The following is a 26,592-nucleotide window of genomic DNA, read 5'->3' as shown; positions in this document are numbered from 1 at the left end:
TCCTAATTCTAAAAATTTAAAAGCCTGTCGGAATATCTATAAAACAGGTTTCGAGGTTTGTATCAAGTTCAAGTTTTTTTGCAACCAGTTGAACGCCTACGGTTTCCGTTTGGTAATGGCCGCCTGCAATAACGTTTATCCTGTTTTCGAGGGCATTGTGATAGGTAATGTGTTCTATTTCGCCCGTTATGTATAAGTCGAGCCCTAAGGCTATGGCATCATCTATTTCCGAAGCGGCTCCTCCCGAAATAACTCCCACGGTTTTAATCTTTTTAGGTCCGAAGGGAAGGATGTTTGCAGGTTTTTCTCCTTGGGGGAAAAGCTTATTTACAATCTCGTCTATCTCCAAGCCTTCTTCCGACCCCGGCTTTGCAGGAAGGCTGCCGTAAAGACCTATGTTTATACCCCTGTACATTCCGAACTCTTTTAAGTTTTCAAGCTCAAGGCGGCGGGCAAGCCCGATGTTGTTCCCGTAAAGAGGATGAGCATCGAGGGGAAGGTGAACGGCATAAAGCACAATGTCATTGTCTAAAAGAGCTTTTATCCTGTGATAATGATTTCCCATAATCCTTAAAGAGCGGCTCCATAAAAGGCCGTGGTGTACGAAGAGCATATCGGCCTTCCGCTCGGCGGCTTCCTTTATCGATTGAAGACAGGCATCTACTGCAAAGGCAATTTTTTTTATTTCTTTTCCGCTGTTTTGCACTTGAACGCCGTTTTGCGACAAATCCTGAGCCGCAAAGGCATCTATGTTTAATAATTCGGTAAAATAAAGATCAAGGTCTTTTAACTTCATAATAATCCCCCGCAAAAACTTTTGTTAGATTATACTTTAGATTCTTTTTGAATTCAAGACGGCGGGATGATTGACGATTTATCAATCAAGTTTTATGCGGATTGATGAGGCTATTTAAAAAAATATGTTTTCGTTTCGTAAAAACTATGATATAATTATTCTTAATTAATTTAAGGAGGTTTGAGTATGCAACTTACTCGGGAACAGGAAGAAATTTTAAACGGTTCTCAAGGAGAGATGCAGGCTAAGGTTTTAAAAACCTTGGTCATGTATGGTGAAGCCTTTGGTGCCGAAAGGCTTGTGAAAGTTACGGGAAGATACGGACATCTTGTTACAAGTTTTGGGATAGGAGTTATGAAGCCGGTTTATAAATTGATGGATGAACTTCTTCAATCCCAAGCTGTTTCAGGGATTCCGTTTACGGTAGACCCGCGTCCGCTCGATGACGTGGTGCCCAAAAGTTTTTTGGAACGCCTTGTTTTTAGGTTTATGTACAGCAAGCAGGAAGAATATGAAAAGCAGCTTAAAGCTATGGGGCTTCTTTCAGATGAGGGCTACACTTGCACTTGCTATTTCGATGAGGTAGGGAATACGCCGAAGAAGGGAGAAATCTTAAGCTGGGCCGAATCCTCTGCCGTTAATTATGCAAACTCGGTATTGGGAGCGAGGTGTAATCGCAATTCAGGTATCATCGAAATGTTCGGGCTTATTGCAGGCTGGGTACCCGAGTTCGGCTTATTGACCGATGAGGGGCGTAAGGCCGATTTAATTGTCGAGATCGAAACCGAAAATCTAGCCGAAGCCCAACTTTTGGGAAGCGCTATAGGAATCAAGGCTGTTGAAAACGTGCCCTACATTCGAGGCTTGGATAAATTTTTAGGACATGATCTGAATGAGGAGGTAAGAGCCTACTTTAAGGATATGGGAGCCGCCATGGCATCCAACGGAGCCGTCGGTTTATACCATGTCGAAAACCTGACGCCTGAGGCGAAGGAATCCGGGGCTTCTTTAATCCGTAAAAATGCAGAGACCTATAAAATTACCGAAGCCGAGCTTTTGAGGATAAGAGCTTCATATCCTGATATTAGAAAAAATAAAAATGCCGCTCCCGAGCTTTGTTTTATAGGCTGTCCTCATCTTTCAAAACAACAGCTCATTAAATGGACAAATATTATAGAAAGAAAGTTAAAGGAAAATAACAAATCAAAAATTTCTATACCGACGGTTATGACTTCGCCAAGGGGAGTTTTAAAGGAATTTTCCAAAACCGAGGAATATGCAAAATTAAAATCCTTCGGTCTTCTTTTTTCTGAAACCTGTCCCCTCATGTATATGAATAACCCGCTTTGTGCAAAAAAATCGGTTATCACAAATTCCAATAAACTTAGAACCTATACTACGGCTGTCTACTATAAGGACGATGAAATAGCCGATCTAATTACGGGAGGCGTTTAATATGAAAACATTTAAGGGAAGAGTAATTGTTCCGGGAACAGTATCGGCAGAGGCCCTTGTAAGCTCTCAAGGTTTTAATACCCTTGCAAGCTTTCAAAAAGCTTTGATGTTCGGGGATAAGAAGGCTCATTGCTCCGATCAAAACAATCCGGACTTGTATAAAAAGGAAATAGCAGGGAAGGCTCTTTGTCTTCCGCAGACCATAGGCTCAACTACGGGCGGAATGGTTATATTCTGTGCCGCTTCTATGGGCCGGCAGCCTGCCTGTATGCTTTTTTCGGAACCCATAGATTCATTGGCTGCAGCAGGCGTAATCCTTGCAGCAAACTTTGCCGATAATCCTATTCCTACAATCGATAACTTGGGAAAAGAATTTTTATCTGCGGTTAAAAGCGGAAGCAGAATCGAAGTTAAAGAAGGTGGTGAAGTTTTAATTGAAGACTAAGGGTTCAATTTAAAACTATAGAGTATAAAACTATTTGGAGGAAACTTATGAAATTTGATGCCGAAATAAAAAAGATGGTGGACGCTTACGGCGGATGGATGGAAGGCGATTTTGAAAACAGGGCAGGGGGAACAGGCCGAATGACTAAGGCTCTCTATCCTTACACCCAATTATTTTCGCCTATTTTAATAAACAAAACAAAAATTAAAAACCGGGTTGTAATGGGGCCGATGGGAAACATAAATATGTGTGAAGAATCGGGACGGCCCAACAAAAAAATGCTCGAATATTTTTTTGCCAGAGCTAAGGGAGGTGTCGGCTTATTGACAACCGGCCTTGTACCCATAAGCCACGGAATAGATCACTCGGTAACGGAACCTCATAATTATTCTTACTTTCCCCGTATCGACGGAACACGTACAAACCTTGTAGGCTGGAGGGATCTGGCTCAGGGCTGCCATGCCTTTGGAAGTAAGATCTTTATTCAGTTGACCCCGGGGTTGGGCCGTGTAGGGAACCCCCAATGTCTTTTAACCAAGTTTAGATTTCCCGTATCGGCCTCGAGTAATCCTAACTTTTATATTTCCGAAATTCCAAGCCTTCGCCTTTCCGGCCGTGCCTTAGGAAAAATTATAAAAAATGCAGGACAGGCTGCCGCCGATGCCAAGGAGTGCGGGCTTGACGGCATCTATCTTCACGGCCATGAAGGCTATCTTCTTGAGCAGTTGACCAACCCGGCCTTTAACCGCCGTAAAATCGGAAAATATGCCGACTGGCAAAGATTCGGACTTGATCTTGTAAAAGAGATAAGAAACAGGGCCGGTGCCGATTATCCTATCATGTACCGCATAGATCTTTCCCTCGCTCTTAACGAAACCTATGGGGAAGAAGGCATGAAGGTTAAGCAGCTTAAAAAATTTAAAAACGGAAGAACAATTCATGAGACCCTTGATTATATGAAAAATCTTGTAAAATGCGGAGTAGATATTTTTGACGTGGATCTGGGATGTTACGATAACTGGTGGCTTCCCCATCCTCCTGGAGGAATGCCTGCCGGCTGTTTCCTGGAAGTGTCAAAAATAGTAAAAGCCTATTTCGCTTCCAATAATATTATATCCAATGCCGGAGTCCCTGTTCCTGTGGTTGCTGTCGGAAAGTTAGGCTATCCCGATGTTGCCGAAACCGCACTAAGAAACGGTGACTGCGATATGGTCATGCTGGCCCGCCCCTTATTGGCCGATGCCGATTGGTGTAATAAGGCCTATGCAGGAAGGGTCGAAGATATCAGGCCCTGTATAGGATGTCAGGAAGGCTGTATTAACGAATTTGTTTTAGGAGGGCATCCCCAATGTGCGGTCAACCCGCGCACCGGTTTTGAAGATGTGCTTCCCTTTGATGCACCTGCGGCCGAGGTGAAAAAAAATATCGCCGTTATCGGTGCAGGCCCCGCAGGTATCTTGTTTGCATCCAAGGCTGCAAAAAGAGGTCATACTGTAGAGCTCTTTGAAAAAACGGACAGGGTAGGCGGCAGCGTAATTACGGGAAGTGTGCCTAAAATTAAATACGATTTTGAAAACTATTTAAACTATCTTAAAACAGAGGTAGAAAAGGCTAAGGCCCTGCCTAACTTTAAACTTTCTTTAAACACTGAAGTTGATTTGGAAAATTTAAAAAACAAAAAATTCGATGCCGTAATTTTTGCATACGGAGGTAAACCCATTTCTCTTTCCGTTTCGGGAATTGAAAAGGCAAAGACGATTCAGGCCGTAGATCTTCTTTTAAATCCTAAAGAGGCGGAAGATGCTGAAAAGATTGTTATAATAGGCGGAGGTGTTGTAGGATGTGAAACAGCCTATTGGCTGAAATATGAGCTCAAAAAGGATGTTGCGATAGTAGAAATGCTTCCTTATTTTATGAAAGGAGTTTGTACGGCTAATAGGGGCTACCTTATCTACTATATGCAAAAGGCCGGTGTTAAACTTTTAAATTGTGCAAAGCTTATAGGGCTTGATTCGGGAAAGGCCCTTGTAGAAAAAAATATTTCGAAAGGCGTTCCGAATCCCTATAATACTTGGCAGCCTATCCTGCCTGAAAATATTCCGAATCCTCTTGCAAAAAAAATAGGCAATGAAACTCAAAGACTTGAGCTTGATGCCGATTTAATCGTTTTTGCCGTTGGAAATAAAACCGATGATAGTCTTTACCTTTCGGCTCAAGCTGCAAACATAGCACCTGAGATTTACAACATAGGGGACAGTTCTTTTTCGGGAAAGGTTTTGGAAGCAACCCGTGCTGCCGAAAGGCTTGCAGCCGGAATTTAGTTTATATGCTTAAATTTAACCTGTATAGATGTGATCATGCTGGCCGTCTGCATTAAGACCTGCTGTAGGTCCGAGGGTTGAGTCTGATGCGGGGGATCCAGCATCTCCCAAGGCTCCGGCTGTACCGAGTAAGCAAACAATAGCGGCAGGGTTGAAACCTAATTTTATACTCAGCGGAAGATAGATGGTTGCAATAATCGGGATTGTACCGAAGGATATTCCGACATTGTGCTGTCAACTTTTTTGTTAAAATTTATATTTTTTCCTTGACAATCGGCATAAGCTATGCGATAATCTAGTAATGCAAAATATATGGGTTATTAGGCAGCTTATATATTTTGAGTAAAACTTTTATGGAGGATATTTTTATGGAAAAATCCAAAATTAAACCAAATGGTTTAGCTCTGTTGCCTTTTTTAATTTTTGTTGTCGTTTACCTTGGAATAGGTGTAACACTTGTTGCAAAAGGCGATCCGATGGGTTTTTATGGCTTTAAGGGGCCTATTGCGGTTATTGTAGGTATTATAGCCGCTTTTTTGATGCACAAAGGTTCTATTAATGAAAAATTCGATGCATTGATTAAGGGATGCGGAGATGAAAACATTATTACTATGTGTATTATTTACATTTTAGCAGGCGCCTTTTCGGTTGTTTCAAAACAGATGGGAGGCGTTGACTCTACGGTAAACCTTGGTTTAACATTAATTCCTGCTAACTTTGTTACTGCCGGTCTGTTTATTATCTGCTGTTTTTTATCTATCGCAACAGGTACCAGTGTTGGAACTATTGCTGCCGTAGGTCCTATAGCTGTAGGTTTTGCAGAGAAAGCCGGTATTTCAATGCCTCTCATGATTGCTTCTATGGTAGGCGGTGCAATGTTCGGAGATAACCTTTCCATTATTTCCGATACAACAATTGCAGCTACAAGAACCCAAAATGTAGAAATGAGAGATAAATTTAGGGTAAACATGGCCTTAGCCTTGCCTGCCGCTCTTATAACATTAGTTCTTCTTTTGATTTTCGGAAGACCTGCTGTTCCTCCCCAAATCGAGTCCTTGGAATTCAGTATTGTTAAAGTCTTACCCTACATATTCGTATTGGTTGCTGCCATTGCCGGCCTTAACGTATTTGTAGTTCTTCTTGGAGGAATTGTATTCTCAGGTGTTATAGGAATGGTTTATGGGGCATTTGATCCTTTACAGTGGACAAATCATATCTATGACGGCTTTAACGGAATGTTTGAAATATTCTTGCTCTCTATGTTAACCGGAGGTCTTGCCTATATGGTTACACAGGCCGGCGGTATGGAATGGCTCTTACAAAAAATAAAGGGTATGGTAAAGGGAAGAAAATCAGCCGAGCTCGGTATCGGTGCCCTAACCCTTATTACCGATGCTGCAACAGCCAACAACACCGTTGCAATTATTATCGATGGACCCATAGCGAAGGAAATGTGCGAAGAGTTTAAGGTTGACCCGCGAAGGTCTGCATCTCTTCTTGATGCCTTCTCCTGTGTAATGCAGGGACTAATCCCCTACGGTGCTCAGCTTTTAATAGCCTGCTCGTTCACAAACGGTCTTGTAAGCCCGGTAGGCGTTATACCCCTATTGTGGTATCAGCTCTTATTGGCAGTTTTATTAACTCTTTCTATCTTCTTCCCGTTTGCAGACGGATACATTAAAAAGCATCCTTGGAATTTTGAAGAGTGGAAGGCTGTTAAAGCAAAATAACTTATTGGATTGTAAGTCTTTATTTTTAAACTAAAGCTTAAGCCTTAGTTTAAGCTAAAACTAAAACCCGAGATTCTTTATGAGTTTCGGGTTTTTATTTGAATATTTTAAATATTTTTCTTTGCCCCTTTTAGAGAAAACAAAACAATACTTGCTATAATGACTACGCCGCCTATAGCCGTGCCTGCATTTAAAGTTTCACCGAGAGCAATATAACCCAAAATACTTGCTATCAAAGGATTACCAAAGAGAAAATTAGTAACATCACTTGTTTTTTCCGCTATTTCTATCCCCTTGTTAAAACAAAAATATCCAAGGGCACTTGTAAAAATTCCTAAATAAATGAGGCTTCCGGTATACTTGAATTCCGCATTAATAATTTGTTTATATGCATCTACACAAAAAGGAGATAAAATAATGGCTGCGGCAATCATACTGTAGGTAACAATCTCTATTGAGGTATAGCCCATCTTTCCGAGCTTTCTGCTTAAGATATTGTAACCGCAGAAAAAAACGGCAGCTGTCAGAGTCCAGAGGACTCCTATGTTTATCGATAGGATTCCCTTCCACAAAATAATAATTAAGACACCGCCAAAGGCAGAAATAATTGATAAGACTCCTATCTTGCTTATTTTTTCTCCGTAAATGAGAGAAGCAGCGGCTGCCGTCATTATGGGAGTTGTAGCGATTATAATGCTTGATGTTGCGGCAGTAATTGTTTTAAGCCCCATATTAAAAACTATAAGATACAGGGCAAAGCCGAGTGCGCCCGACAAAAAGAAAAGGCCTATATGCCGTACCTTGAACGGCGGGCGTAAATTATTAAATTTTCCTATAATCAAAAGAACAATACTTGCTAAAACACATCTTAAAAAGCCTAATGCTTCCGGACCGAAATGCATCAAAGCAAATCGTGAAAACGGAAAAGAGGAGGCAAAAAAAATAACAGCCATTAAAGCAAATAAGTATGATTTTATTTTATTGGACATAGCATGACTCTGGATTTAATATAGACTTTCGTCTAAGGCTATGATATAATAAGATCATAATGAAGTCAAGTATGAGTGTTATAGTTAAATTTTATTTAGTAAACAGTTTATTTTATTTGGTTTTTCTCGCAGTTATGTTTATTGTTTTAAACCGCCTAATTACAGGGCCTGTCAGTTTTGGAGCTCCCTTAATTTTTATTCTTTTAATTCCTGTCATAATTGTAGTTGCTGCATTTTTTTTGGCTCATAAATTTACCGGTTCTGCTTTTCATGCTGTTCCTCCTATTATAATTACGATCTTTATTCTTTTAATTCCTAGAGGCGTAACATTCGTAAAAAAAAACTACATTCCGGCAGATTTTGAAGAGCTAGTCTGTGTGTATGATGAATATTATAATGCAAAGGGAAAGACCATTGCCGGTATAAAAAACGGTTTATTTAAATATTACGGCGCAGATACAGGCCTTCTTCACCACGAAGCTGTTTGGTCGAACGGTGTGATAGACGGCTATTCCGTTTTTTATTATCCTGACGGGCAAAAAGAAATGGAGGGTAATTTAAAACCCTTAAAAGATTTGCCTGTTTTTTTTGAACACAGGGTCTACCGCTGCGGAAAATGGCTTTTTTATAATAAAGACGGCTCATTAAGAGATACCCGACTCTACGATGAGAACGGTGTTCTTATTTCGAGCGATGTTTGCCGTTTGTATCAAAAAAAAGAAGGTGAAAATCTATATAGAATCTATGAACTAAAAACCATGCTCCCCTTTACGGGAAAAATTACACGTGAAGCCGTTATCGATGATAAGGATGACTATCCTTATCACACAACAGCCGAAATAAGGGACGGTTATATGGAAGGTCCTTGGGAAGAATTTTCTTCTTTTGACGGACTTGTTCTTGTAAGCCGCGGAAACGCAAAATCAGGCTATCTTGACGGCGAATACACTTCTTATTATGAAGACGGGCAGATCGAAGAAAAGGCTTTTTTTGTTATGGGAAAATTTGATGGAGAGTATAAGGCCTTTTATCAAAACGGTAATCTTCAATGTTCCATATTTTTTAAAGATCGTCATCGTCAAGGCCTTGCTCAATGGTTTTATGAAAACGGAAACCTTGAAACGGAAATAGAATATGACAATTCCGGAAATATAATCAATGAAAGAAATTTTGATAAAAACGGAAATATGATATCAAACAAGGATTAATTTCTTTTTTACCTGCTGTTATTTTTGAATTTTTCGATTTTTATACTTGCGCTAATACAATAAATGTCTTATAATAATCGCAATATGTGTCTTTTATTTGGAGGAAGATATGGATAAAAAAGAATTAGAAAAACTGGGATTTGCTTCAAAACAGATTCATGCAGGAAGCATCAAGAACAAATACGGTGCCTTAGCTACACCTATTTATCAAACTTCAACATTTGCATTTGACTCTGCAGAGCAGGGCGGCCGCAGATTTGCCTTAGAGGAAGATGGTTATATCTATACCCGCTTAGGCAATCCTACGACTACAGTTGTTGAGGAAAAACTTGCCTGTCTTGAAAACGGTGAAGCATGTATGTCTGCAAGCTCCGGTATCGGTGCCGTTACCTCATGTATTTGGTCAATTGTAAATGCAGGAGATCACATCGTTGCAGGAAAAACTCTTTACGGCTGTACCTTTGCTTTTTTAAATCATGGTCTTTCACGCTTCGGTGTTGAGGTAAGCTTTGTCGATACACGTGATCCTGAAAATGTTAAAAAAGCCTTAAAACCGAATACAAAGGCTGTTTATTTGGAAACACCTGCTAACCCTAACATGTATCTTTGCGATATTGCAGAAATAAGCAAAATTGCTCATGCTCATAATCCTGAATGTAAGGTAATAGTAGACAATACCTATATGACACCCTATCTTCAGAGACCTCTTGATTTAGGTGCAGACGTTGTTCTTCACTCTGCAACAAAATACCTAAACGGACATGGAGATGTTATTGCAGGTTTTGTTGTAGGAAAAAAAGAATTCATCGATCAGGTACGCTTTGTAGGTGTCAAAGACATGACAGGTTCTACATTGGGCCCCTTTGAAGCCTACTTAATCGGCCGCGGTATGAAGACACTCGATATCCGAATGGAAAAACACTGTGCCAATGCTCAGAAAGTAGCAGAGTTCTTGGAAAAACATCCTGCAGTTGAATCCATCGCCTTCCCCGGTCTTAAGTCCTTCCCGCAATACGAGCTTGCAAAAAAGCAGATGAAGCTTTGCGGAGCCATGATTGCCTTTACCGTTAAGGGAGGTTTGGAAGCAGGTAAGACTCTTATAAATTCCGTTAAGTTTGCAACTATTGCAGTAAGCTTAGGTGATGCCGAAACCCTCATCCAGCATCCTGCAAGTATGACTCACTCTCCTTATACACCCGAAGAAAGAGCCGCTTCGGACATTGCCGAAGGTTTGGTACGCCTTTCTGTAGGTCTTGAAGATGCTGAGGATATTATTGCCGACTTAAAGCAAGCCTTGGATAAACTTGTTAAATAAGTCTTAATTTAAAAACGGACAGGTGTTTTCACCTGTCCGTATTTAAAATGGAGGTTGTTGATTTTTGAAAGCAGCTGTGTTTGCCGGAACCACAGTTGATACCCGAATGGGAGTAGAACTTTTAAAAGGGCACGGTTTAGAAGCTATTGCCGTTCCTATGTCGAGTAACTGTGATGAGCAATCAAATTTACAGTATTTTTCACAAGAAGCTCTTGAGGAACTTTTTATTACAAAATCAAAAGAAGCTTTATCCCAAGGAGCTGATATTATCGTCATATATTGTAACTCCTTAAGTGCTGCCGTTGATTATGAAAAAATAAAAAAACTTTTAAATATCGAAATTTTTAGTCCTTTAGATACATATAAAAATTTACCTGGCTATTGTAAAAATATAGCTATTTTAGCTGCAAACGGATTATCGGCTTATACAATAGACAGGATTATTCAAAGCTATAACCAAGATAAGAATACTATTCCGATTGGAAATATTAGTATAGTCAGACTCATCGAAAAGGGTCTTAGTCCGGCTGAAATAGTAAAACTATTAAATCTTAAAGGCTTTTTATCTTATCTTGAAAAAATTGAAATAGATGAATACAAAATAGACAGCCTCATATTAGGCTGCACCCATTTTCCATATATAAAAAAAGAATTGGAAAAATACACTTCAATTAGAATTATAGACCCGGCAGATAAAATGCTGGAAACCATATTACATACTAAGGAGAAAAAAGAGTATGCAAAAGAAAACACAAACAATGACCGGTAATAATGCGGCTTCGTATGTAGCCTATGCCTTTACCGATGTGGCTGCCATTTATCCGATTACGCCCTCATCAGATATGGCTGAGCTGGTTGACTCATGGGCTGCCAACGGAAGAAAAAATATTTTCGGTCAAACTGTTCTTGTTTCGGAATTGGAATCCGAAGCGGGAGCTGCAGGATCAATGCACGGAGCCCTTTCTGCCGGAGCCTTAGCTTCAAGCTTTACAGCCAGTCAGGGGCTTTTACTTATGATACCCAATATGTACAAGATGTCCGGTGAACTTTTGCCGGGTGTTTTGCATGTATCGGCCAGAGCCCTTTCGTCTCATGCCCTTTCTATTTTCGGCGATCATCAGGACGTTATGGCTTGCCGTCAGACCGGTTTCGGTATGCTTGCCTCAGGCTCGGTTCAGGAAATCATCGACCTCGGCGGTATTGCTCACCTTGCAGCAATAAAGGGAAGAGTTCCCTTCCTCCACTTTTTTGACGGGTTTAGAACCAGCCATGAACTTCAAAATGTCGAACTCATCGATTATGAAGAGTTCGCAAAGATGCTTGATTGGAAGGCCTTAAACGATTGGCGCACCACAGCCATGAATCCCGAGCATCCCTTTACAAAGGGAACGGCTCAAAACCCCGATGTTTATTTCCAAGCCTCGGAAGCCTCAAATAAATTCTACACAGACGTTGTAGAAATAGTTGCAGACTATATGAAGCAGATTTCTGCCTTGACAGGAAGAACTTACCGCCCCTTCGACTATCACGGAGCACCCGATGCCGAACGAGTAATTATCGCCATGGGTTCTATCACCGAGACGGCCGAAGAAACGGTTGACTACCTTGTTTCTAAGGGAGAAAAGGTAGGTCTTATTAAGGTAAGACTTTACCGCCCCTTCTCGCCTAAATATCTTTTTGATGTAATGCCGAAGACGGTTAAAAAGATTGCCGTTCTTGACCGAACAAAGGAAAAAGGCGCTCTTTATGAACCCCTTCATTTGGATATACTCGGTGCTTACATTGATGTACCCAATAAGCCCTTAATCGTGGGCGGAAGGTACGGCTTGGCTTCTAAGGATACGACCCCCTCAATGGTAAAGGCCGTATTCGATAATCTTAAAGCCGATGCACCTAAAAATAACTTTACTGTAGGAATCGAAGACGATCTTACCAATTTAAGCCTTCCTGTTTTAGAGGAAATTAAAACCGAACCTGCCGGAACAATCAGATGTAAATTCTGGGGCTTTGGTTCTGACGGAACTGTCGGTGCAAATAAGAGCGCCATCAAGATTATCGGAGACAGCACGGGTATGTATGCCCAGGCCTATTTTGCCTATGACAGTAAAAAATCGGGAGGCGTAACAATTTCTCACCTCCGCTTCGGAAAGCAGCCGATAAAGTCAACATACCTTATAAGCGATGCCGACTTTATTTCTTGTTCAAAACAGTCCTATGTTCATCAATACGATTTATTGAAGGGCTTAAAAAAAGGCGGAACCTTCTTGCTTAACTGTCTCTGGTCAGATGAGGAGCTTGAAGCCAACCTCCCCGGCGAGATGAAACGCTTTATCGCAAAAAATGAAATTAAGTTTTATACCATAAACGCTACAGGTATTGCTCAAGATATCGGTCTGGGCGGAAGAATCAATATGATAATGCAGTCTGCCTTCTTTAAACTTGCAGAAATTATTCCTATTGAAGAAGCCGTTGACAGTTTAAAAAAATCCATAGTAAGAGATTACGGTAAAAAGGGTGAAGACATCGTAAACATGAACTATGCAGCAGTAGAAAAGGGAGTTAACTCTCTTCACATGGTTGCCGTTCCTGCCGCTTGGGCAAATGCAGAGGATTCTGCTATTTTAAATTCTCATCTTCCGCCCTATGTACGCAATGTACTTATTCCTATCAACAGGCAGGAAGGCGATGCTCTAAAGGTAAGTACCTTTAAGGGTGTTGAAGACGGAAGAATGCCTAACTGCACAAGCCGATATGAAAAGCGCGGCGTTGCTGTTGAAGTTCCGCATTGGATAAAGGAAAACTGTATTCAGTGTAACCAGTGTTCATTTGTATGTCCGCACGCCGTAATCCGCCCCTTCCTTCTTGACGAAAAAGAAAGATCTGCAAAGCCTGAAGGCTTTGAGACAATAAAGGCCAACGGAAAGGGTCTTGAAGGGCTTGAGTACAGGATGCAGGTTTCGGTTATGGACTGCACAGGCTGTTCAAACTGTGCAAATGTCTGTCCTGCAAAGAACAAGGCCCTCGTTATGAAGCCCTTAGCAGAGGAAGAAGCTCAGGCGAAAAACTGGGACTATGCAGTTGACAATGTTTCTACAAAGCACGGTCTTATGGATCAGTTCTCGGTTAAGGGAAGCCAGTTTAAGCAGCCTCTCTTGGAATTCCACGGAGCTTGTGCAGGCTGCGGCGAAACAGCTTATGCAACCCTTGTTACCCGTCTTTTCGGGGACCGCATGATGATAGCAAATGCTTCAGGCTGTTCTTCGATATGGGGAGGTTCTTATCCCACTGCCGGCTTTACCTATAACGAAAAGGGTAAGGGTCCCACTTGGGCAAGTTCCCTTTTTGAAGACAATGCAAACTACGGCTACGGAATGGCCCTCGGTGCCCGCAAGCTAAGAGAACAAGCCGAAGACTATATGAAAAAATTTATCGAGCTCAATGTCGGAACCGATTTTACTCCGCTCTTTAAAGAATGGATTGAAAACAAAAAAGATGTTGAAGCAAATATCCTGACCTGCGATAAGATTAAGGCCCTCTTTGATGCTCATCAGCCGCCTAGAAATACGGCCGTAAAGAATACGGATGCTGCCGATTATCTTCCTCAACCCGAAAGCCACACCTTCAAATATAATACGGGAAATATCGAGGCTGACAGGCTCTTGGAATATATCTACAAGCTGAAGGACTTTATCGTCAAAAAGAGTGTATGGTCCTTCGGAGGAGACGGATGGGCCTACGATATCGGTTACGGCGGTCTTGATCACACCATGGCTTCGGGCGAAGACTTTAACATCCTCGTATTCGATACTGAAGTTTATTCCAATACGGGAGGACAGTCCTCAAAGTCGACCCCCACAGCGGCTGTTGCAAAATTTGCGGCAGGCGGAAAACGAATCCGCAAAAAGGATTTGGGTGCAATGCTTATGACCTACGGCTATGTTTATGTAGCTCAGGTTGCCATAGGTTCCAATATGAGCCAGTTTGTAAAGGCCATAAAAGAAGCCGAAAGCTATGACGGTCCTTCTATCGTTATCTGTTACGCTCCCTGTATTAACCACGGACTCAGATCCGGAATGGGAAGAAGCGTTGAACAGGAGAAAAAGGCTGTTGAGGCCGGCTATTGGCACCTATACCGCTTTGACCCGCGCTTAAAAGCTGAAGGCAAAAATCCCTTCCAGCTCGACAGCAAGGAACCGACCGGCTCATTCCAAGACTTCATCAACTCCGAGGTCCGCTACACCTCGCTTAAAAAGACCTTCCCCGATGTTGCGGAAGTCTTATTCAAGCACGCAGAGGAAGACGCTAAGGAGAGGTATAATCGGTATAAGCGTATGGCCGAGTAATTTTTATTGGCTCCTAGTACTCGCCTCGGCTATTTAAAAATTGAATTTTTAAACAGCCGGGCGATTACGCTGCCGCTCCAATAAAAATTAGCTGATAAGCGGACATCCTTTTCCTACGGGAAAAGATGTCCGCTTTTTTTATGTTTTGATTGTTTTTTGATTTGTGATTGCTATAATTTTTGTATTTCTTCTTTGCTAAGACCTGTTCCTTCAGCTATTTTTTCGATATCTATTCCTAGTTTTTTAAACATAGAGGCTGTTTCAAGTTTTGTTTTATATGCTCCATCAGCAAAGCCTTGTTCAATTCCGGCTTCAAGCCCCTGTTGATAACCTTCATTTATACATGAAGCTTTATCGTGTTCATATTTCATGCGGGATTCATAGAGCCATCTATCCTTGGGACTCATTTCAATTATTTCTATCATTGTATTTGCCTTTCTCATCATGGGTGATTCTTGTGCCAACATCTTTCTTACCTCCTTATCATCGGTTTCGATAAATTTTAGCCAGTTTAATAAGCCTTTTGTTTTATTATCTTTGCATTGAGATTCTTTTAAGGTTTTAGCTTTTTCAAGGTTTAGTATATGAATCTCAAGCTTTGAAAGTAAGGGCTCTTTTGTGTCTTTTTCCAGAACAAGATACTTGTTGTGGAGACGTTTGTTTTTATTAAAACCTTGCCCTATTAAGTTTATTGTAATACACTTTGGAAGTTTTGTATAGTCTTGACCTTGCTTTATACCTCCATTGTACATTTTAGACCAATAATACAAAGTTCTCTCAGCAAAATCACGGTGCCAAAGGTTTTGAATTTCGATATCTACAAAAGTTCCGTCTTTTATTCTTAGTTTTATATCCAATACACCTAATTTTTCACTTAAAAGCTCCTTATGAAACTCCTTATCTAAAAGTTCCAAACCTGCGATGTTTTCAGACGGAATATCCAGAATGCATTCCAGAAAATCCTGTAGAATATCCTTGTTTTCTTCTACTCCGAAGATACGCTTAAAGGCGTAGTCGTTTCGCAGGGTAATTTTAAATGCTTGTTTCATATCAACCTCCATGATAAATTATTTAAAGGAATATTTTTCCCCTCTCATAATTATTATAGAAATTGTTTGTAATACATAGGAAAATTTTAAAAAATTCAAGAAAATAACCGGCCTTCCCGAATCCGAAATCGAAAAACTGTAATCTATTTGTCAAACTCTTTTGCTTTTAAGCAAGCTTCAATGCAGGCCGACCATAGCTTATCGGGAGAGGGCGGAAGGGCGGAAATTTCTATTTGTTTTTTTGTTTGAGGATGGCAGAAATTTAGGGAGTAGGCGTGGAGTCTTATTCCGCCCGATTTTTCGGTGCGCTCAAAGCCGTATTTGATGTCTCCCTTTATTGGCATCCCCAAATGGGCGAGCTGAATGCGGATTTGATGGGTGCGGCCTGTTTCGGGAAAGACCCGTAAAAAATTATAGTTATCGCCGATACCTGAAAGCTCCCAATAAAGCGAGGCTTTTTTTCCTCTTTGTTTTGATTCGGTTACAAAGCCCTTTTGTATTTTGGTGTTAAACTCAAGATAGGCTTCGCACAATTCTTTTTTGTACAAAGACTTAGGGTTTATTTTAAAATCGGCTGCGGGGGATTTAGTTTTGGCTTCTTCTCTTTTTTTGCAGATTGCCCAATATTCTTTTTTTACACTTTTTTCTTTAAAAAGATTATTCAATTTTGTATGCATTTGAGGAGAAAAAGAAATTAGAACCAAGCCGCTTACAGGCTTATCCAATCGGTTTACGGCCTCGGCATATTTTTTCTCGCTAAAGGCTTTTTTAAAAAAGGTCTGGGAATTGTCTCCGCAGTTTTTTAAAACCACGGCAAAAAAATTATCTTCAAATAAAATTCTCACTTCATTTTGCATTTAAAAATCCCTGACCAAAAAATTCTAAAGCATGATATAAAAAAATCAATAGCCTTGTCAACAGGTTTTAATTTGTTCAAGCATATCGGCTGATGACGGCTCTTGACAATATCGCCAAAAAGATAAATAATGTCTCAATCTTAAAGTTATTTACCTTTAAGAATTTTAAACATTTTATTAGGGGGAACCTATGTCGAATATCCATGATATGGAATTTTTACAAAAGAAAGTTCAAGAATTAAAAGAGCAGGGCTTATACAAGGAGCTTGTTACTCTTGAAGGTCCGAGTGACGCGGAATGTGTTATTAACGGAAAAAAAGTTATTAACCTTTCATCCAACAACTACCTAGGATTTGCCAATCATCCTCGCCTTAAAAAGGCTGCTATCGAAGCAATCGAAAAATACGGAGCCGGAGCCGGAGCCGTACGCCCCATCATCGGTAACATGAAGATTCATGACGACTTGGAAAAACTCTTAGCCGAATTTAAAAGAGAAGAAGCCGTTTTAGCCTTCCAATCGGGTTTTAACTGCAATGCAGGCGTTATCCAGGCCCTTACAGATAAGGGAGACCTAATCATCTCCGATCAGCTTAACCACGCTTCAATCATCGACGGTACCCGCCTTTCAAAAGCCGACAAGGCAGTTTTCCAACACTCGGATATGGCTGACCTTGAAAGAGTTTTAAAAGAAAAAAGAAACAACTACAACAACGTTTTGATTATAACCGACGGAGTTTTCTCTATGGACGGAGATATCGCCAAGCTCCCCGAAATCGTTGCTCTTGCAGAAAAATATAATTGTCTAACCTATGTTGATGATGCCCACTCAAGCGGTGTTTTGGGAGAAAGCGGACGCGGAACCGTAGACCACTTTAAGCTTCACGGAAGAGTTGACGTTGCAATGGGAACTCTTTCAAAGGCTATCGGTGTCGTAGGCGGTTATGTTGCAGGAAAGAAGGTAACAATCGACTGGCTTAAAAACAGAGGCCGCCCCTTCTTATTCTCGACAGGTCTTCCTCCTGCAGCAGTAGGAGCCGCCATAGAAGCCGTTAAGATGCTCATGGAATCAACCGAACATACGGACAAACTTTGGGCAAATGCCAAGCACTTTAAAGAGGGCTTAGGAAAGCTCGGCTACAATATCGGCCGCAGCGAAACCCCCATCACCCCGATTATCATCGGAGATGAGGCCAAGACCTTGGAATTCTCCAAAAAGCTCTTTGAAAACGGTATGTTCTCAGGCCCCATCGTATTCCCCACAGTTCCCAAGGGAACCGGCCGAGTCCGATGTATGGTAACTGCAGGCCACACCACAGAGCAGCTTGACAGAGCCGTAAAAATCTGTGAAAAAGTCGGCAAAGAAATGGGAATTCTTTAATCCTATTCTTTGAATGCGGAAAAGCACCGATTTGGAAAGCTCAAACCGGTGCTTTATTTATAGGGAAAAGTTTATGGCAGCAACAAATAACAATGAAGAAAAATATAAGCGCCCCTCATGGGATGAATACTTTATGGATGTTTGCAGGGCAATTGCAAAAAGAGCTACCTGTGACCGCGGAAGGTCGGGCTGTGTTATTGCACGCGATCACCAAATTCTTGTTACCGGCTATGTAGGAGCTCCCACAGGCCTTCCTCATTGCGATGATGTCGGTCACCAATTTAAAAAACTTCAGCACGAGGACGGAAGCATTACCCAACACTGCGTGAGAACCGTCCATGCAGAACAAAACGCCATCTGTCAGGCAGCAAAGCGAGGTATCGGCATAGACGGAGCAACCCTCTACTGCAAGATGACCCCCTGCCGTACTTGCGCCATGCTCATCATTAACTGCGGAATAGTGCGTGTCGTAGCCGAAAAACGCTATCACGATTCAGCCGATACAATCGAAATGTTTAAAAAAGCAGGGATAATCCTTGAGCATATTTCCGATTCCCTCGAAGAATATAAGGGTCAGTAGGGAATCACTCTTTTTACTTTTAAGCCTTTAGAGAGATAATGCCCATTCTTTGAATTCGTAATAGTCGGGAGAGAGATTTACCGCTTTTAAGGGCCTATATTGCAGGCTTTCAAGTCTATCCGGTAATGAAGGCGGCCTTCCTATGGCCGGTTTCATGATTTCGGGGAACTTTGCAGGATGAGAGGTCTGAAGAATTATGCCTATCATGTTGTTTCTCCGGATCGAAGATGCCCATGTTTCTACATCTGCATATTTTGAAGGAATTCCCGGTTCTTCGCCGCTTTCGGAATTTTTTCTCTTTACTGAATTTAAGACTCCGTGGTAGATATCCTGCCATGCAGTCCAAGCCATACCGCCGTAAGGATCGATAATATAACCTGTTCTTTCATGACAAGACCTGACAGCTGTCACGGTTCCTGCACCGTCAAGCCAATAAGGAATTATCAGTTTTTTTAGTTCTTCAAAATCGTAGATTTGAAGCATACGTTTAAAGTTGATTGTATTTGGAATATCCAGGGCCGGCGTATTGGTTTTTATTGCTGTTCTTTTTTCAAAATCTCCAAGGGTCAGCCAGTCTGAAAGAGCATGATTTTCGTTTTCTGCCGAAATAAAGCCGCTTATTGGAGTTCCCATTTTTTTTGCAATCAGGGCTGCCGTAAGAGATGAAAAACTTCCTGAAGGCACTGAAGCTGTAATTGAAGGATTTTCAATTTTGTTATCGTAATCGCTGCGGTATAAGACGGTCAGGGCTGCATATACAAAAAAGGCCGTTTGCGGTAAAAGAGGTGCTATGTTTAAGGCTCCTCCCGAGACCAATTTTAATTTTTTCAGTAAATCTTCATCTTTTATTGCCTTATTCACAAGATTTTCACAATCTTCAAAGGATCCTTCCACACAAACGGGGTAGATATTTTTAGGCATTGAAGAAAGGATGTTTTCCTGTATTTCCGTTAATGAGCCTTGAGGATATAAAAGGAGGGCATTGACCCCTTTCACCTGGGAAACGGCTGAGGCGGCGGCACAGGCCCTTTCACCTGAGGCTGCAACAATGAGGTTAATATCTTCATCTTCGTCCTTGTTAAAATATTCTAAAAGATAGGCTAAAAAACCGGCCCCGATGTCCTTGTAGTTGCATGTAGGTCCGTGAAATAGCTCTAAAACGTAGGTTGTGGGCGTTATCGGGTTTATCGGTAGCCTGTGAGGATAAAACTGGGCTATTATCGACATTAGATCGCCTTCAGGGATTTCGTCTCCGCAAAAATTCTTTATAATTTCAAAACTTATATCCCTAAAAGAAGACGGAGGATTTCGGTAAATCATGGCCTGACTTACCTTGCCGAATTCCGCCGGCATAAAAACTCCCCCCGTTTCAGAGTTAAAACCTCTTAGTACGGCTTCTTTAAAAGAGACCTGAATATTTTTATCGGTTATATCGTAAAATTTCATCCCTACTTATCCACAAGTTTTACATAGATTCTTCACATTTGATATTTTACAATATAAATCATTCATTGTCAATTATCAAGTCAATCAAGTTTTAGACTTGACATTTATGTTTTTTCATACTAATATCAGAAATGAGAGGTAACACATGAGAGCAACAGATATTATTATGAAAAAACGCGGAATAAAGGGGCAAAATCTTGAACCCTTAAACCGCAAAGAGATAGAGTTTATTGTAAATTCTTATGTAAGAGGTGAAATCCCCGAATACCAGATTTCGGCATGGCTTATGGCCGTGTATTTTAACGGAATGACCTTTGAAGAAACTGCCGTCCTTACCGATGTTATGCTTCATTCCGGGAAGGTTATGGATCTTTCAGGGCTTGAAGGGCCCTTTGTCGATAAACACTCTACCGGAGGGGTAGGGGATAAGCTCTCTCTTCCGCTTGCACCCATTGTTGCGGCAAACGGCATTAAGGTTCCCATGATGAGCGGCCGGGCCCTTGGCCATACGGGCGGAACCCTCGATAAGCTTGAAGCCGTTACGGGTTACCGTACCAACTTAACGGAAGCCGAATTTAGATCCTTTATAGAAAAAACAGGCTTTGCGATGACGGGGCAGACAAAGGAAATTGTTCCTGCCGACCGCCTCCTTTATGCGATGCGCGATGTTACGGCCACGGTCGAATCGGTTCCGCTTATTACTTCGAGTATTTTGTCGAAAAAAGTTGCGGAAGGCTCCGAAGCCCTCGTTTTCGATGTAAAATGCGGAAAGGGCGCCTTTATGAAGACCTTGGACGATGCAGAGGCTCTTGCAGTGAGCCTTGTAGGCACGGCTAAGGCGATGGGAAAAAAGGCGAGGGCTCTTATAACCAATATGAATGAACCCCTCGGCACAATGGCCGGAAACTTTTTGGAAATAGAAGAAACCATCGATATTCTAAAGGGACAAGGCCCCGCCGACAGCACCGAGCTCACCCTGCATCTGGCAGCCCACATGCTCATCCTCGGCGGCAAGGCAAAGACTGAAGAAGAAGGCCTTGTTCTTGCAAAAGAAGCCGTAAGCTCAGGCAAGGCCTTGGAGCTTTTTATGCAGAATATAGAACTTCAGGGCGGTAATCCTAAGACCCTCATGGCCGAGTACAAAACCCGCCGAAGCAAATTCTTTGAAGAATTGAGGGCCGAGAAGGACGGCTTTATCGAAAGCATAAATGCCTTTGAGGTCGGAATGGCCGGCGTAAACCTCGGAGTCGGAAGAAACAAAACCACCGATCCCGTATGCCCCGATGCCGGAGTCGAAATTTTAAAGCACAAGGGAGACTCTGTAAAAAAAGACGACCTTATAATGAGGGTCTACGGAAAGGATTCGGCTTCCGTTTCCGCTTCGATGCCCTTATTGAAAAATGCCTTAGCATATTCCGATAAGGCTCCGCAAAAGGATAAGCTTATTTTTAAAATTATCAAACAAGAAGATCTTTAAAATTTAAGCCTGCTGCGGAGAAAAAAAATGAACTGGCAAAAAAAAGAAATCGGTCCCGAACTGGTAAACGAAATAAAAAGAAAATACGGTTGTGATCCCCTGACCTCGGCAATCTTGGTGCGCCGAGGAATTATAGACGGGAAGGATATTCTATTCTATCTGGAAGAGGACATGCGCTATCTTTACAGTCCCTTCCTCTTTAAGAACATGGAAGATGCCGTAGACCGTATTTTGGATGCAAAGGAAGAAGGCGAGAGGGTTTTAATTTTCGGCGACAGGGATGTTGACGGTATTACAAGCACAACCCTTCTTTATGAAGCCCTAAAAGATCTGGGCCTTGATGTGTCATGGCGCATCCCGACCGGGGATGAAAGCTACGGGCTTTCTATTGAAGCCGTAGAAAAACATGCAGCAAATGACGGAACTCTTATCATCACTGTGGACTGCGGTATTTCCAATTTTAAGGAAATCGAAAAAGCCAATAGTTTAGGCATTGATGTAATCGTGGTCGATCACCACACTCCCCAAGAGACCTTACCGGATGCAGCCGTAATAATAAACTGTAAGGTTCCCGATTCAGGCTACCCTCACGAAAACCTATCGGGCTGTGCAACGGCGTGGAAGCTCATTACCGCCCTCCGCTTCGGAATGCAGCCCTTTTATAAGCAGCAGGTTTCCCTTTTAAATGTAAGGCCTGTAAATGATGCTTATTCGATCGAAGCCGTAAAACTTGTAAACATGGTTCAAATCGGAAAAATCACCGAAACCATCGTTCCGGGGATGCTTTCCTTTTCGGAAACAAGGCTCGGCTCTTTTTTAAACGGTCAGCAGATCTTTGTCTGGGATGCTCCCTTGCAAAAAAAACAGCTTAAAAACATCTTCGGGAACGGAATCGAATTTAATTTTTTTGATTTTCAACCCGAGGTTGCAAAACAGTTTCCGCAGATGGGAGACATGAGCCTCTTACGCCTAAAAGAATTTTCTACTATAGGAAAATACTACGAAGAAAACCGGTCGGAACTTGAAACCTTTAAAAATATCTTCATAACCTTTGTTCAGCAAAAAAACAATTTTTACGGAAAACGCGAGGCCTCCGAAATTCAGCTGGTCGCTCTTTCAACCCTTGCCGACCTCATGGAGCTCTCCGGGGAAAACCGCATCATAGTAAAACAAGGCTTAAAAGAGATAAACAAAAAACCCCGACTCGGACTTGTAGACCTGATGGCCATGCAAAAACTCTTAGGAGCACCCATAGGCACCGAAGACATAGCTTGGAACATCTCGCCCTTGGTAAACGCCGCCGGCAGGATGGGCCGCCCCGAAACGGCTATCGAGCTTTTTCTTGCTCAAGATTCAGGTGAAAGAACAGCTAAGGCCCAAGAAATATTTCAAATGAATGAGGATCGAAAGGCTCTCGGAGCTAAGGCTTGGGAAGTTGCCCTGCCTCTGGCTATTGAAAGCTTAAAGGATTATAACGAAAAATTGGTAGTTGCCGTCAGCGCGGAATTTCATCGCGGCATTACCGGCATCCTTGCAGGAAAGTTGGCCGAATACTTTAAGCTCCCGGCCCTTGCCATCTGCCTGATGCCTGACGGAAGTGCGGTTGCCTCCATAAGGTCAGCCAGAGGCTTCCGTCTCTTAGACTTCCTTGAACCCTACAGCGAGCTTTTTTTGGACTACGGAGGACACGATTTTGCGGCAGGTTTCGGCATCGAGCAGGAAAAGCTTCGTCAATTTTTGGAAAGTTTAAAACAATTTTCCCGGGCAATGGAATTTGAAAATGATTCAAATTCCGAAACGCTTACAATTGATGCCGAACTTCCTCATGAATATTTAAAACCGGAAATCTTAAACTTGGTCGATAAATTTGAACCCTACGGATGCAATTCTCCGGCCTTGACCTTTATGACAAAGAGGGTAAAGATTTTAAATGCAAACATTATAGGCAAGGCTGAACCTCTTCATCTGCGCTTTAACTTGGAATGCGGAAAATATAAATGGAATGCTCTTTATTGGAAGGCTGCCGAAAAGCTTGGAACGGAATTTAAGGTTGGGGACTATGCCGATATAGTATTCAATGTATCTAAAAATTACTTTAACGGATCCGTTACGCCTAAGATGGTGATCCGGGATTTAAAAAAAATAGATTAGCTAAAATTACTGATTAGCTAAAATCAAGGATGATGAATGTTAAAAAGAAAGCTCCATGTATTTATTTTTTTCTGTTTTTTGCTAAATATTTATGCATCGGGTAAAGCTGAAGTTTCAGAAAAAGAACAGGATGCCGAATCCGCAAAACCTCTCTATATTGTTTCGATGCCGGAGAGCGGAGAGCTTGGATCTTTTTTTACCGTCAAATTTAAGGCTATGCGCGGGATAGAAAGGGCTTGGATTAGTGTATACAATGTGGAAGAAAAAAAAGTACAAACCATCAATGCCTTTCCCATCGACAAATCGAAAAAAGAATGGGCTGTTATTTCTGCTGTCGCCGTTTGGTGGAAAAGCGGAAGCTGGAAGATTCGGACTCATCTGATAATCGAAGGTGCTTTGTTTGAAGAAGACAGGGGCTTTGAGGTTTTGGAAAAGGAATTTAAAGAGCTTGTAATGAACTTAAGCGCAAAAAACACCAAAATTTTAAAAGACAAAAGCCCCAAAAAAGCGGAGCAAAGAAACAGATTTGCAGAAATTTTAAAGGTACAAAACCTTGAAAGCCTTTATTTTAAGGGCCCCTTTTCAATGCCCTTTGATGCTAAAAGAATAAGCTCAACATTTGCCGAAAAACGCACCTCAAAATATACTGACGGAAAAACCTCGGTAAGCCGTCACTGGGGAGTAGATTATCCGGCTCCTATAGGAACTCCGATCTTTGCTCCGGGAAAAGGAAAGGTTGTGCTTGCCGAAAACAGAATAGTAACCGGATGGACCCTTGTAATAGAGCACGCTCCTGCCGTTTACACCATTTATTATCACCTCAACAAGATTCATGTAAAAGAAGGCTCTTTTGTAAAAATGAGAGAAAAAATAGCCGATATCGGAACAACAGGTTTTTCTACAGGCCCCCACCTTCATTGGGAGCTGCGGATAAATGAAGTGCCTGCCGATCCCGAACTTCTTCTTAAAAAAGAATTATTTTAGAGTTTTATGGTTATATAGCTACATAGTGTTGACAAGTTCTCTTAAATTTTTTATACTGTTCGTATGAGGTACTATATGAAAAATTTTAAATCTTTTATTTTATTCACCCTTATTGGAGTCCTTTCCTTGAGCCTTATTATTTCCTGCGGCAAAAAGGACGAAAGAGACATTATTGCATTAAAAAAAGAGTCGAGGGCGAGAGCCGAAAAATCCATTAAGAAATTTGCAGATGAATATTTTATGAGCAGTGAACTGGAAAAAAACGGTTCAATTACTTTTGATGCCAGGATTAAGGATTTTAAAAATACTATTAAGAGAACCGAGGCTGATAAGAAACCTTTGAATACAGCCGGTATTGAGAAGCTTATCGAAAACAACATCGGTTTAAATTTTACTTTTATCAATGACCAAAAAGAAAAAGCTATAATTTATTATTATGGTATCAAAAGTCCGGTTCCCGGAATGTCTGAGCTTCCTGCTTTGATTATGAAATTGGGAAATAAAAATATTGAGGCTGCAAGTCCCTTGCTGCAAGATAAGACCTTCTATCTGCCCTCAAACGGCATAGGTAAATTTTTAGCTCTCATCTATCCTAAAGACTTTCTTTCGTTTTTTAATATGAATTTTTCATATAACGAAATAAAAAACATGATGACTATGAAGCTTGACAGACATTCTCAAAAAAGATATGCCAAGGCAGAAAAATCTCTTTATAAAAATGCCGACATCAAAAAAACGGATTCCGGTTATATGGTTAGTTTTAATAATGAACAGCTAAAACAAGTTCCCTCTCTTATTTGGTATGCATTAAAAAACGATAACCGGCTTAAGTTAATGTTGAGTATGTATGAAAATATTCTTACAAAAGAAATAATGGATAAGTTTTCCGAAGAGATTTCGCCCGAAAAATTGGCTATCCCTGAAGGTTTCCGTATTACCGAAGAAATAAGCGTAAAAGACGGATTAATTTCGAAGGATATGTTTACGATTTTTGTAGAAAATAAGCCTGCAGCTAAATTAAGCTATGAAATTGGAGACTATGATTATGTTCTAAATAATTTAACTGCAAGTATAGAAGTTATTGAAAATAAACTCCCTTCTTCCGCCGTTATGGAATTTAAAAGCAGAGGCGAATCAAATGAAAACAAGGCTGATTTTAGTATAAATATTTGCTTGAGCCATAAAAATTCAATGGATGAAAAATCGGTAATTTTTGATGCAAATTATTCCGTGTTTATAGATAAAACAAAGCAATCGGATAATTTTAAGGTGTCAATGAATTTCGGCTTCCCAAAAATGATACCTGTATATGCAGAACAAACCGAAGCAGATATGGATAAAGACAATACGATGGAAAGAATGGAAATGTCTGTTTCGGGCAGTTTTAATAAGACTGCCGATACTGCGGAATTCGGTATCTATAAAATAAGCTTAAATACTCCTGAAGAGCTGGGCGGCGGCAGCCTTGAAGCTGAGCTTGAATCAAAAATGCTTATCACAAACAAGATTGTAAAAACTATGGAAATGCCGAAAGATAAAGTGAATGTACTCGAAATGAATCCTGAGGAGTGGACAAAACTTAAAAATGAGGTTATGATGAAGCTGGAGAGTATGTCAAAGGAGTATGGAAAATAAATCCTTTGATACAAGGAGGACTTATGCAGATTCCCATAGAGGAGATAAGGGTAAGGCAAAGAGCCAGAAAAGAATTTATAGAAATTGATGAGCTGGCAGAAAGCCTAAACCGTATCGGGCTTTTAAATCCGATTATTGTAGATCAAAACAAGGTGCTTATAGCCGGTCAGCGAAGGGTGGAAGCAGCAAAAAAACTGGGTTGGAAAACTATAGAAGCAAGGGTTCTTTCTGTAGAAGATGAGAGCCTCGCTCTCGATATCGAGATTGAAGAAAATGTGCAAAGACAGCAGTTTTCGGATGAGGAGCTTTTAAATGCTTTTACCCGTCTTAACCGCTTAAAAAATCCCGGATTCTTTGTAAGGCTCTGGCGTTCAATAAAAGCCTTTTTTAAACGGATCTTTGGTAAAAAAAAGGAATTGCCGGAATCTTAATA

General features: G+C 41.2%; 20 protein-coding genes and 1 pseudogene. 15 read left to right on the top strand and 6 right to left on the bottom strand.

Translation table 11 applies throughout. The annotated features are described in order from the left end of the window. Positions 1-16: 16 nt before the first annotated feature. Entirely contained in the window at positions 17-796 is a 780-nt protein-coding gene (locus E4O04_RS11405; RefSeq protein ID WP_253687145.1) for a Nif3-like dinuclear metal center hexameric protein, read from the bottom strand. Positions 797-982: 186 nt separating this feature from the next. On the opposite strand from E4O04_RS11405, the gene E4O04_RS11400 reads away from it, so the two are divergent. Genes E4O04_RS11400 through E4O04_RS11390 form a run of 3 tightly spaced genes read left to right on the top strand, consistent with a single transcriptional unit; the run spans position 983 to position 5,017 of the window. After that, a complete protein-coding gene (locus E4O04_RS11400; protein ID WP_253708105.1) occupies positions 983-2,251 on the top strand; it encodes an aconitase X in 1,269 nt (422 codons plus the stop codon). A gap of 1 nt (position 2,252) precedes the next feature. Continuing rightward, positions 2,253-2,696, top strand: coding sequence for an aconitase X swivel domain-containing protein (locus tag E4O04_RS11395; protein ID WP_253687147.1), 444 nt, complete (start codon positions 2,253-2,255; stop codon positions 2,694-2,696). 47 nt (positions 2,697-2,743) lie between these two features. After that, positions 2,744-5,017, top strand: a complete 2,274-nt coding sequence (locus E4O04_RS11390) for an oxidoreductase (protein ID WP_253708102.1) — start codon at positions 2,744-2,746, stop codon at positions 5,015-5,017. 27 nt (positions 5,018-5,044) lie between these two features. Here the strand turns inward: E4O04_RS11390 and E4O04_RS11385 are convergent. After that, positions 5,045-5,242: pseudogene (locus E4O04_RS11385) on the bottom strand (Na+/H+ antiporter NhaC family protein); the annotation flags it as partial. Between the two features lie 143 nt (positions 5,243-5,385). On the opposite strand from E4O04_RS11385, the gene E4O04_RS11380 reads away from it, so the two are divergent. Next, the gene (locus tag E4O04_RS11380; RefSeq protein WP_253708099.1) at positions 5,386-6,747 is read left to right on the top strand and encodes a Na+/H+ antiporter NhaC family protein; all 1,362 of its coding nucleotides are present in this window, start codon (positions 5,386-5,388) and stop codon (positions 6,745-6,747) included. A 107-nt stretch (positions 6,748-6,854) separates the two neighbouring features. On the opposite strand, the gene E4O04_RS11375 is transcribed toward E4O04_RS11380, so the two are convergent. Next, positions 6,855-7,736 carry a DMT family transporter gene (locus E4O04_RS11375; RefSeq protein ID WP_256488814.1) on the bottom strand — a complete coding sequence of 294 codons (882 nt, stop codon included), beginning with the start codon at positions 7,734-7,736 and terminating at the stop codon, positions 6,855-6,857. Positions 7,737-7,807: 71 nt separating this feature from the next. Between E4O04_RS11375 and E4O04_RS11370 the strand changes: the two genes are divergently transcribed. The 4 genes from E4O04_RS11370 (at position 7,808) to nifJ (ending at position 14,602) form a co-directional block, all read left to right on the top strand. Then, positions 7,808-8,944: a toxin-antitoxin system YwqK family antitoxin gene (locus E4O04_RS11370; RefSeq protein WP_253708096.1), complete on the top strand. Its 1,137-nt coding sequence runs from the start codon at positions 7,808-7,810 to the stop codon at positions 8,942-8,944. Between the two features lie 109 nt (positions 8,945-9,053). Continuing rightward, positions 9,054-10,259 (top strand): methionine gamma-lyase, encoded by a 1,206-nt coding sequence (gene megL / locus E4O04_RS11365; protein WP_253687156.1) that lies wholly within the window; start codon positions 9,054-9,056, stop codon positions 10,257-10,259. 64 nt (positions 10,260-10,323) lie between these two features. Continuing rightward, positions 10,324-11,028, top strand: coding sequence for an aspartate/glutamate racemase family protein (locus E4O04_RS11360; protein WP_253687158.1), 705 nt, complete (start codon positions 10,324-10,326; stop codon positions 11,026-11,028). Then, positions 10,997-14,602 (top strand): pyruvate:ferredoxin (flavodoxin) oxidoreductase, encoded by a 3,606-nt coding sequence (nifJ, locus tag E4O04_RS11355; protein WP_253687160.1) that lies wholly within the window; start codon positions 10,997-10,999, stop codon positions 14,600-14,602. The genes E4O04_RS11360 and nifJ overlap by 32 nt, the downstream gene beginning before the upstream one ends. Before the next feature lie 170 nt (positions 14,603-14,772). On the opposite strand, the gene E4O04_RS11350 is transcribed toward nifJ, so the two are convergent. Both E4O04_RS11350 and E4O04_RS11345 read right to left on the bottom strand, forming a co-directional pair. Then, positions 14,773-15,651, bottom strand: coding sequence for an Rpn family recombination-promoting nuclease/putative transposase (locus tag E4O04_RS11350; RefSeq protein WP_253708094.1), 879 nt, complete (start codon positions 15,649-15,651; stop codon positions 14,773-14,775). Positions 15,652-15,794: 143 nt separating this feature from the next. Continuing rightward, entirely contained in the window at positions 15,795-16,508 is a 714-nt protein-coding gene (locus tag E4O04_RS11345; RefSeq protein ID WP_253708091.1) for an RluA family pseudouridine synthase, read from the bottom strand. Positions 16,509-16,698: 190 nt separating this feature from the next. Here E4O04_RS11345 and E4O04_RS11340 point away from each other — a divergent pair, with 190 nt between their 5' ends. After that, positions 16,699-17,886, top strand: a complete 1,188-nt coding sequence (locus E4O04_RS11340; protein ID WP_253708088.1) for a glycine C-acetyltransferase — start codon at positions 16,699-16,701, stop codon at positions 17,884-17,886. 73 nt (positions 17,887-17,959) lie between these two features. Further along, positions 17,960-18,466, top strand: coding sequence for a deoxycytidylate deaminase (locus tag E4O04_RS11335; RefSeq protein WP_253687167.1), 507 nt, complete (start codon positions 17,960-17,962; stop codon positions 18,464-18,466). Positions 18,467-18,493: 27 nt separating this feature from the next. On the opposite strand, the gene E4O04_RS11330 is transcribed toward E4O04_RS11335, so the two are convergent. Continuing rightward, on the bottom strand, positions 18,494-19,912 hold the full coding sequence (locus E4O04_RS11330; RefSeq protein WP_253708085.1) for a pyridoxal-phosphate dependent enzyme: 1,419 nt from the start codon (positions 19,910-19,912) through the stop codon (positions 18,494-18,496). Positions 19,913-20,057: 145 nt separating this feature from the next. On the opposite strand from E4O04_RS11330, the gene E4O04_RS11325 reads away from it, so the two are divergent. The 5 genes from E4O04_RS11325 to E4O04_RS11305 all read left to right on the top strand — a co-directional run bounded on the left by E4O04_RS11325 (position 20,058) and on the right by E4O04_RS11305 (position 26,590). Further along, on the top strand, positions 20,058-21,389 hold the full coding sequence (locus E4O04_RS11325; RefSeq protein ID WP_253708082.1) for a thymidine phosphorylase: 1,332 nt from the start codon (positions 20,058-20,060) through the stop codon (positions 21,387-21,389). A 27-nt stretch (positions 21,390-21,416) separates the two neighbouring features. After that, positions 21,417-23,540, top strand: coding sequence for a single-stranded-DNA-specific exonuclease RecJ (gene recJ, locus E4O04_RS11320; protein WP_253687173.1), 2,124 nt, complete (start codon positions 21,417-21,419; stop codon positions 23,538-23,540). A gap of 36 nt (positions 23,541-23,576) precedes the next feature. Then, positions 23,577-24,524: a M23 family metallopeptidase gene (locus tag E4O04_RS11315; protein WP_253708079.1), complete on the top strand. Its 948-nt coding sequence runs from the start codon at positions 23,577-23,579 to the stop codon at positions 24,522-24,524. Positions 24,525-24,599: 75 nt separating this feature from the next. Continuing rightward, positions 24,600-26,159 carry a hypothetical protein gene (locus tag E4O04_RS11310; protein WP_253708078.1) on the top strand — a complete coding sequence of 520 codons (1,560 nt, stop codon included), beginning with the start codon at positions 24,600-24,602 and terminating at the stop codon, positions 26,157-26,159. A 23-nt stretch (positions 26,160-26,182) separates the two neighbouring features. Beyond that, complete coding sequence (locus E4O04_RS11305; RefSeq protein WP_253687178.1) at positions 26,183-26,590, top strand: ParB N-terminal domain-containing protein; 408 nt, start codon at positions 26,183-26,185, stop codon at positions 26,588-26,590. The last annotated feature ends 2 nt before the right edge of the window (positions 26,591-26,592 follow it).

Origin of the sequence: Treponema sp. OMZ 799 (genome assembly GCF_024181365.1) — a bacterium.
Lineage (GTDB): Bacteria > Spirochaetota > Spirochaetia > Treponematales > Treponemataceae > Treponema_B.
Note: the sequence above shows the minus strand (reverse complement) of the source record. Positions and strands in the feature narration are given on the sequence as shown.

Coding starts and splice junctions, on each gene's coding strand:
- E4O04_RS11350 (WP_253708094.1), bottom strand. CDS start 15,651: ATGAAACAAGCATTTAAAATTACCCTGCGAAACGACTACGCCTTTAAG.
- E4O04_RS11395 (WP_253687147.1), top strand. CDS start 2,253: ATGAAAACATTTAAGGGAAGAGTAATTGTTCCGGGAACAGTATCGGCA.
- recJ (WP_253687173.1), top strand. CDS start 21,417: ATGAACTGGCAAAAAAAAGAAATCGGTCCCGAACTGGTAAACGAAATA.
- E4O04_RS11310 (WP_253708078.1), top strand. CDS start 24,600: ATGAAAAATTTTAAATCTTTTATTTTATTCACCCTTATTGGAGTCCTT.
- E4O04_RS11335 (WP_253687167.1), top strand. CDS start 17,960: ATGGCAGCAACAAATAACAATGAAGAAAAATATAAGCGCCCCTCATGG.
- E4O04_RS11400 (WP_253708105.1), top strand. CDS start 983: ATGCAACTTACTCGGGAACAGGAAGAAATTTTAAACGGTTCTCAAGGA.
- nifJ (WP_253687160.1), top strand. CDS start 10,997: ATGCAAAAGAAAACACAAACAATGACCGGTAATAATGCGGCTTCGTAT.
- E4O04_RS11340 (WP_253708088.1), top strand. CDS start 16,699: ATGTCGAATATCCATGATATGGAATTTTTACAAAAGAAAGTTCAAGAA.
- E4O04_RS11325 (WP_253708082.1), top strand. CDS start 20,058: ATGAGAGCAACAGATATTATTATGAAAAAACGCGGAATAAAGGGGCAA.
- E4O04_RS11405 (WP_253687145.1), bottom strand. CDS start 796: ATGAAGTTAAAAGACCTTGATCTTTATTTTACCGAATTATTAAACATA.
- E4O04_RS11305 (WP_253687178.1), top strand. CDS start 26,183: ATGCAGATTCCCATAGAGGAGATAAGGGTAAGGCAAAGAGCCAGAAAA.
- E4O04_RS11315 (WP_253708079.1), top strand. CDS start 23,577: ATGTTAAAAAGAAAGCTCCATGTATTTATTTTTTTCTGTTTTTTGCTA.
- E4O04_RS11345 (WP_253708091.1), bottom strand. CDS start 16,508: ATGCAAAATGAAGTGAGAATTTTATTTGAAGATAATTTTTTTGCCGTG.
- E4O04_RS11380 (WP_253708099.1), top strand. CDS start 5,386: ATGGAAAAATCCAAAATTAAACCAAATGGTTTAGCTCTGTTGCCTTTT.
- megL (WP_253687156.1), top strand. CDS start 9,054: ATGGATAAAAAAGAATTAGAAAAACTGGGATTTGCTTCAAAACAGATT.
- E4O04_RS11390 (WP_253708102.1), top strand. CDS start 2,744: ATGAAATTTGATGCCGAAATAAAAAAGATGGTGGACGCTTACGGCGGA.
- E4O04_RS11375 (WP_256488814.1), bottom strand. CDS start 7,736: ATGTCCAATAAAATAAAATCATACTTATTTGCTTTAATGGCTGTTATT.
- E4O04_RS11370 (WP_253708096.1), top strand. CDS start 7,808: ATGAGTGTTATAGTTAAATTTTATTTAGTAAACAGTTTATTTTATTTG.
- E4O04_RS11330 (WP_253708085.1), bottom strand. CDS start 19,912: ATGAAATTTTACGATATAACCGATAAAAATATTCAGGTCTCTTTTAAA.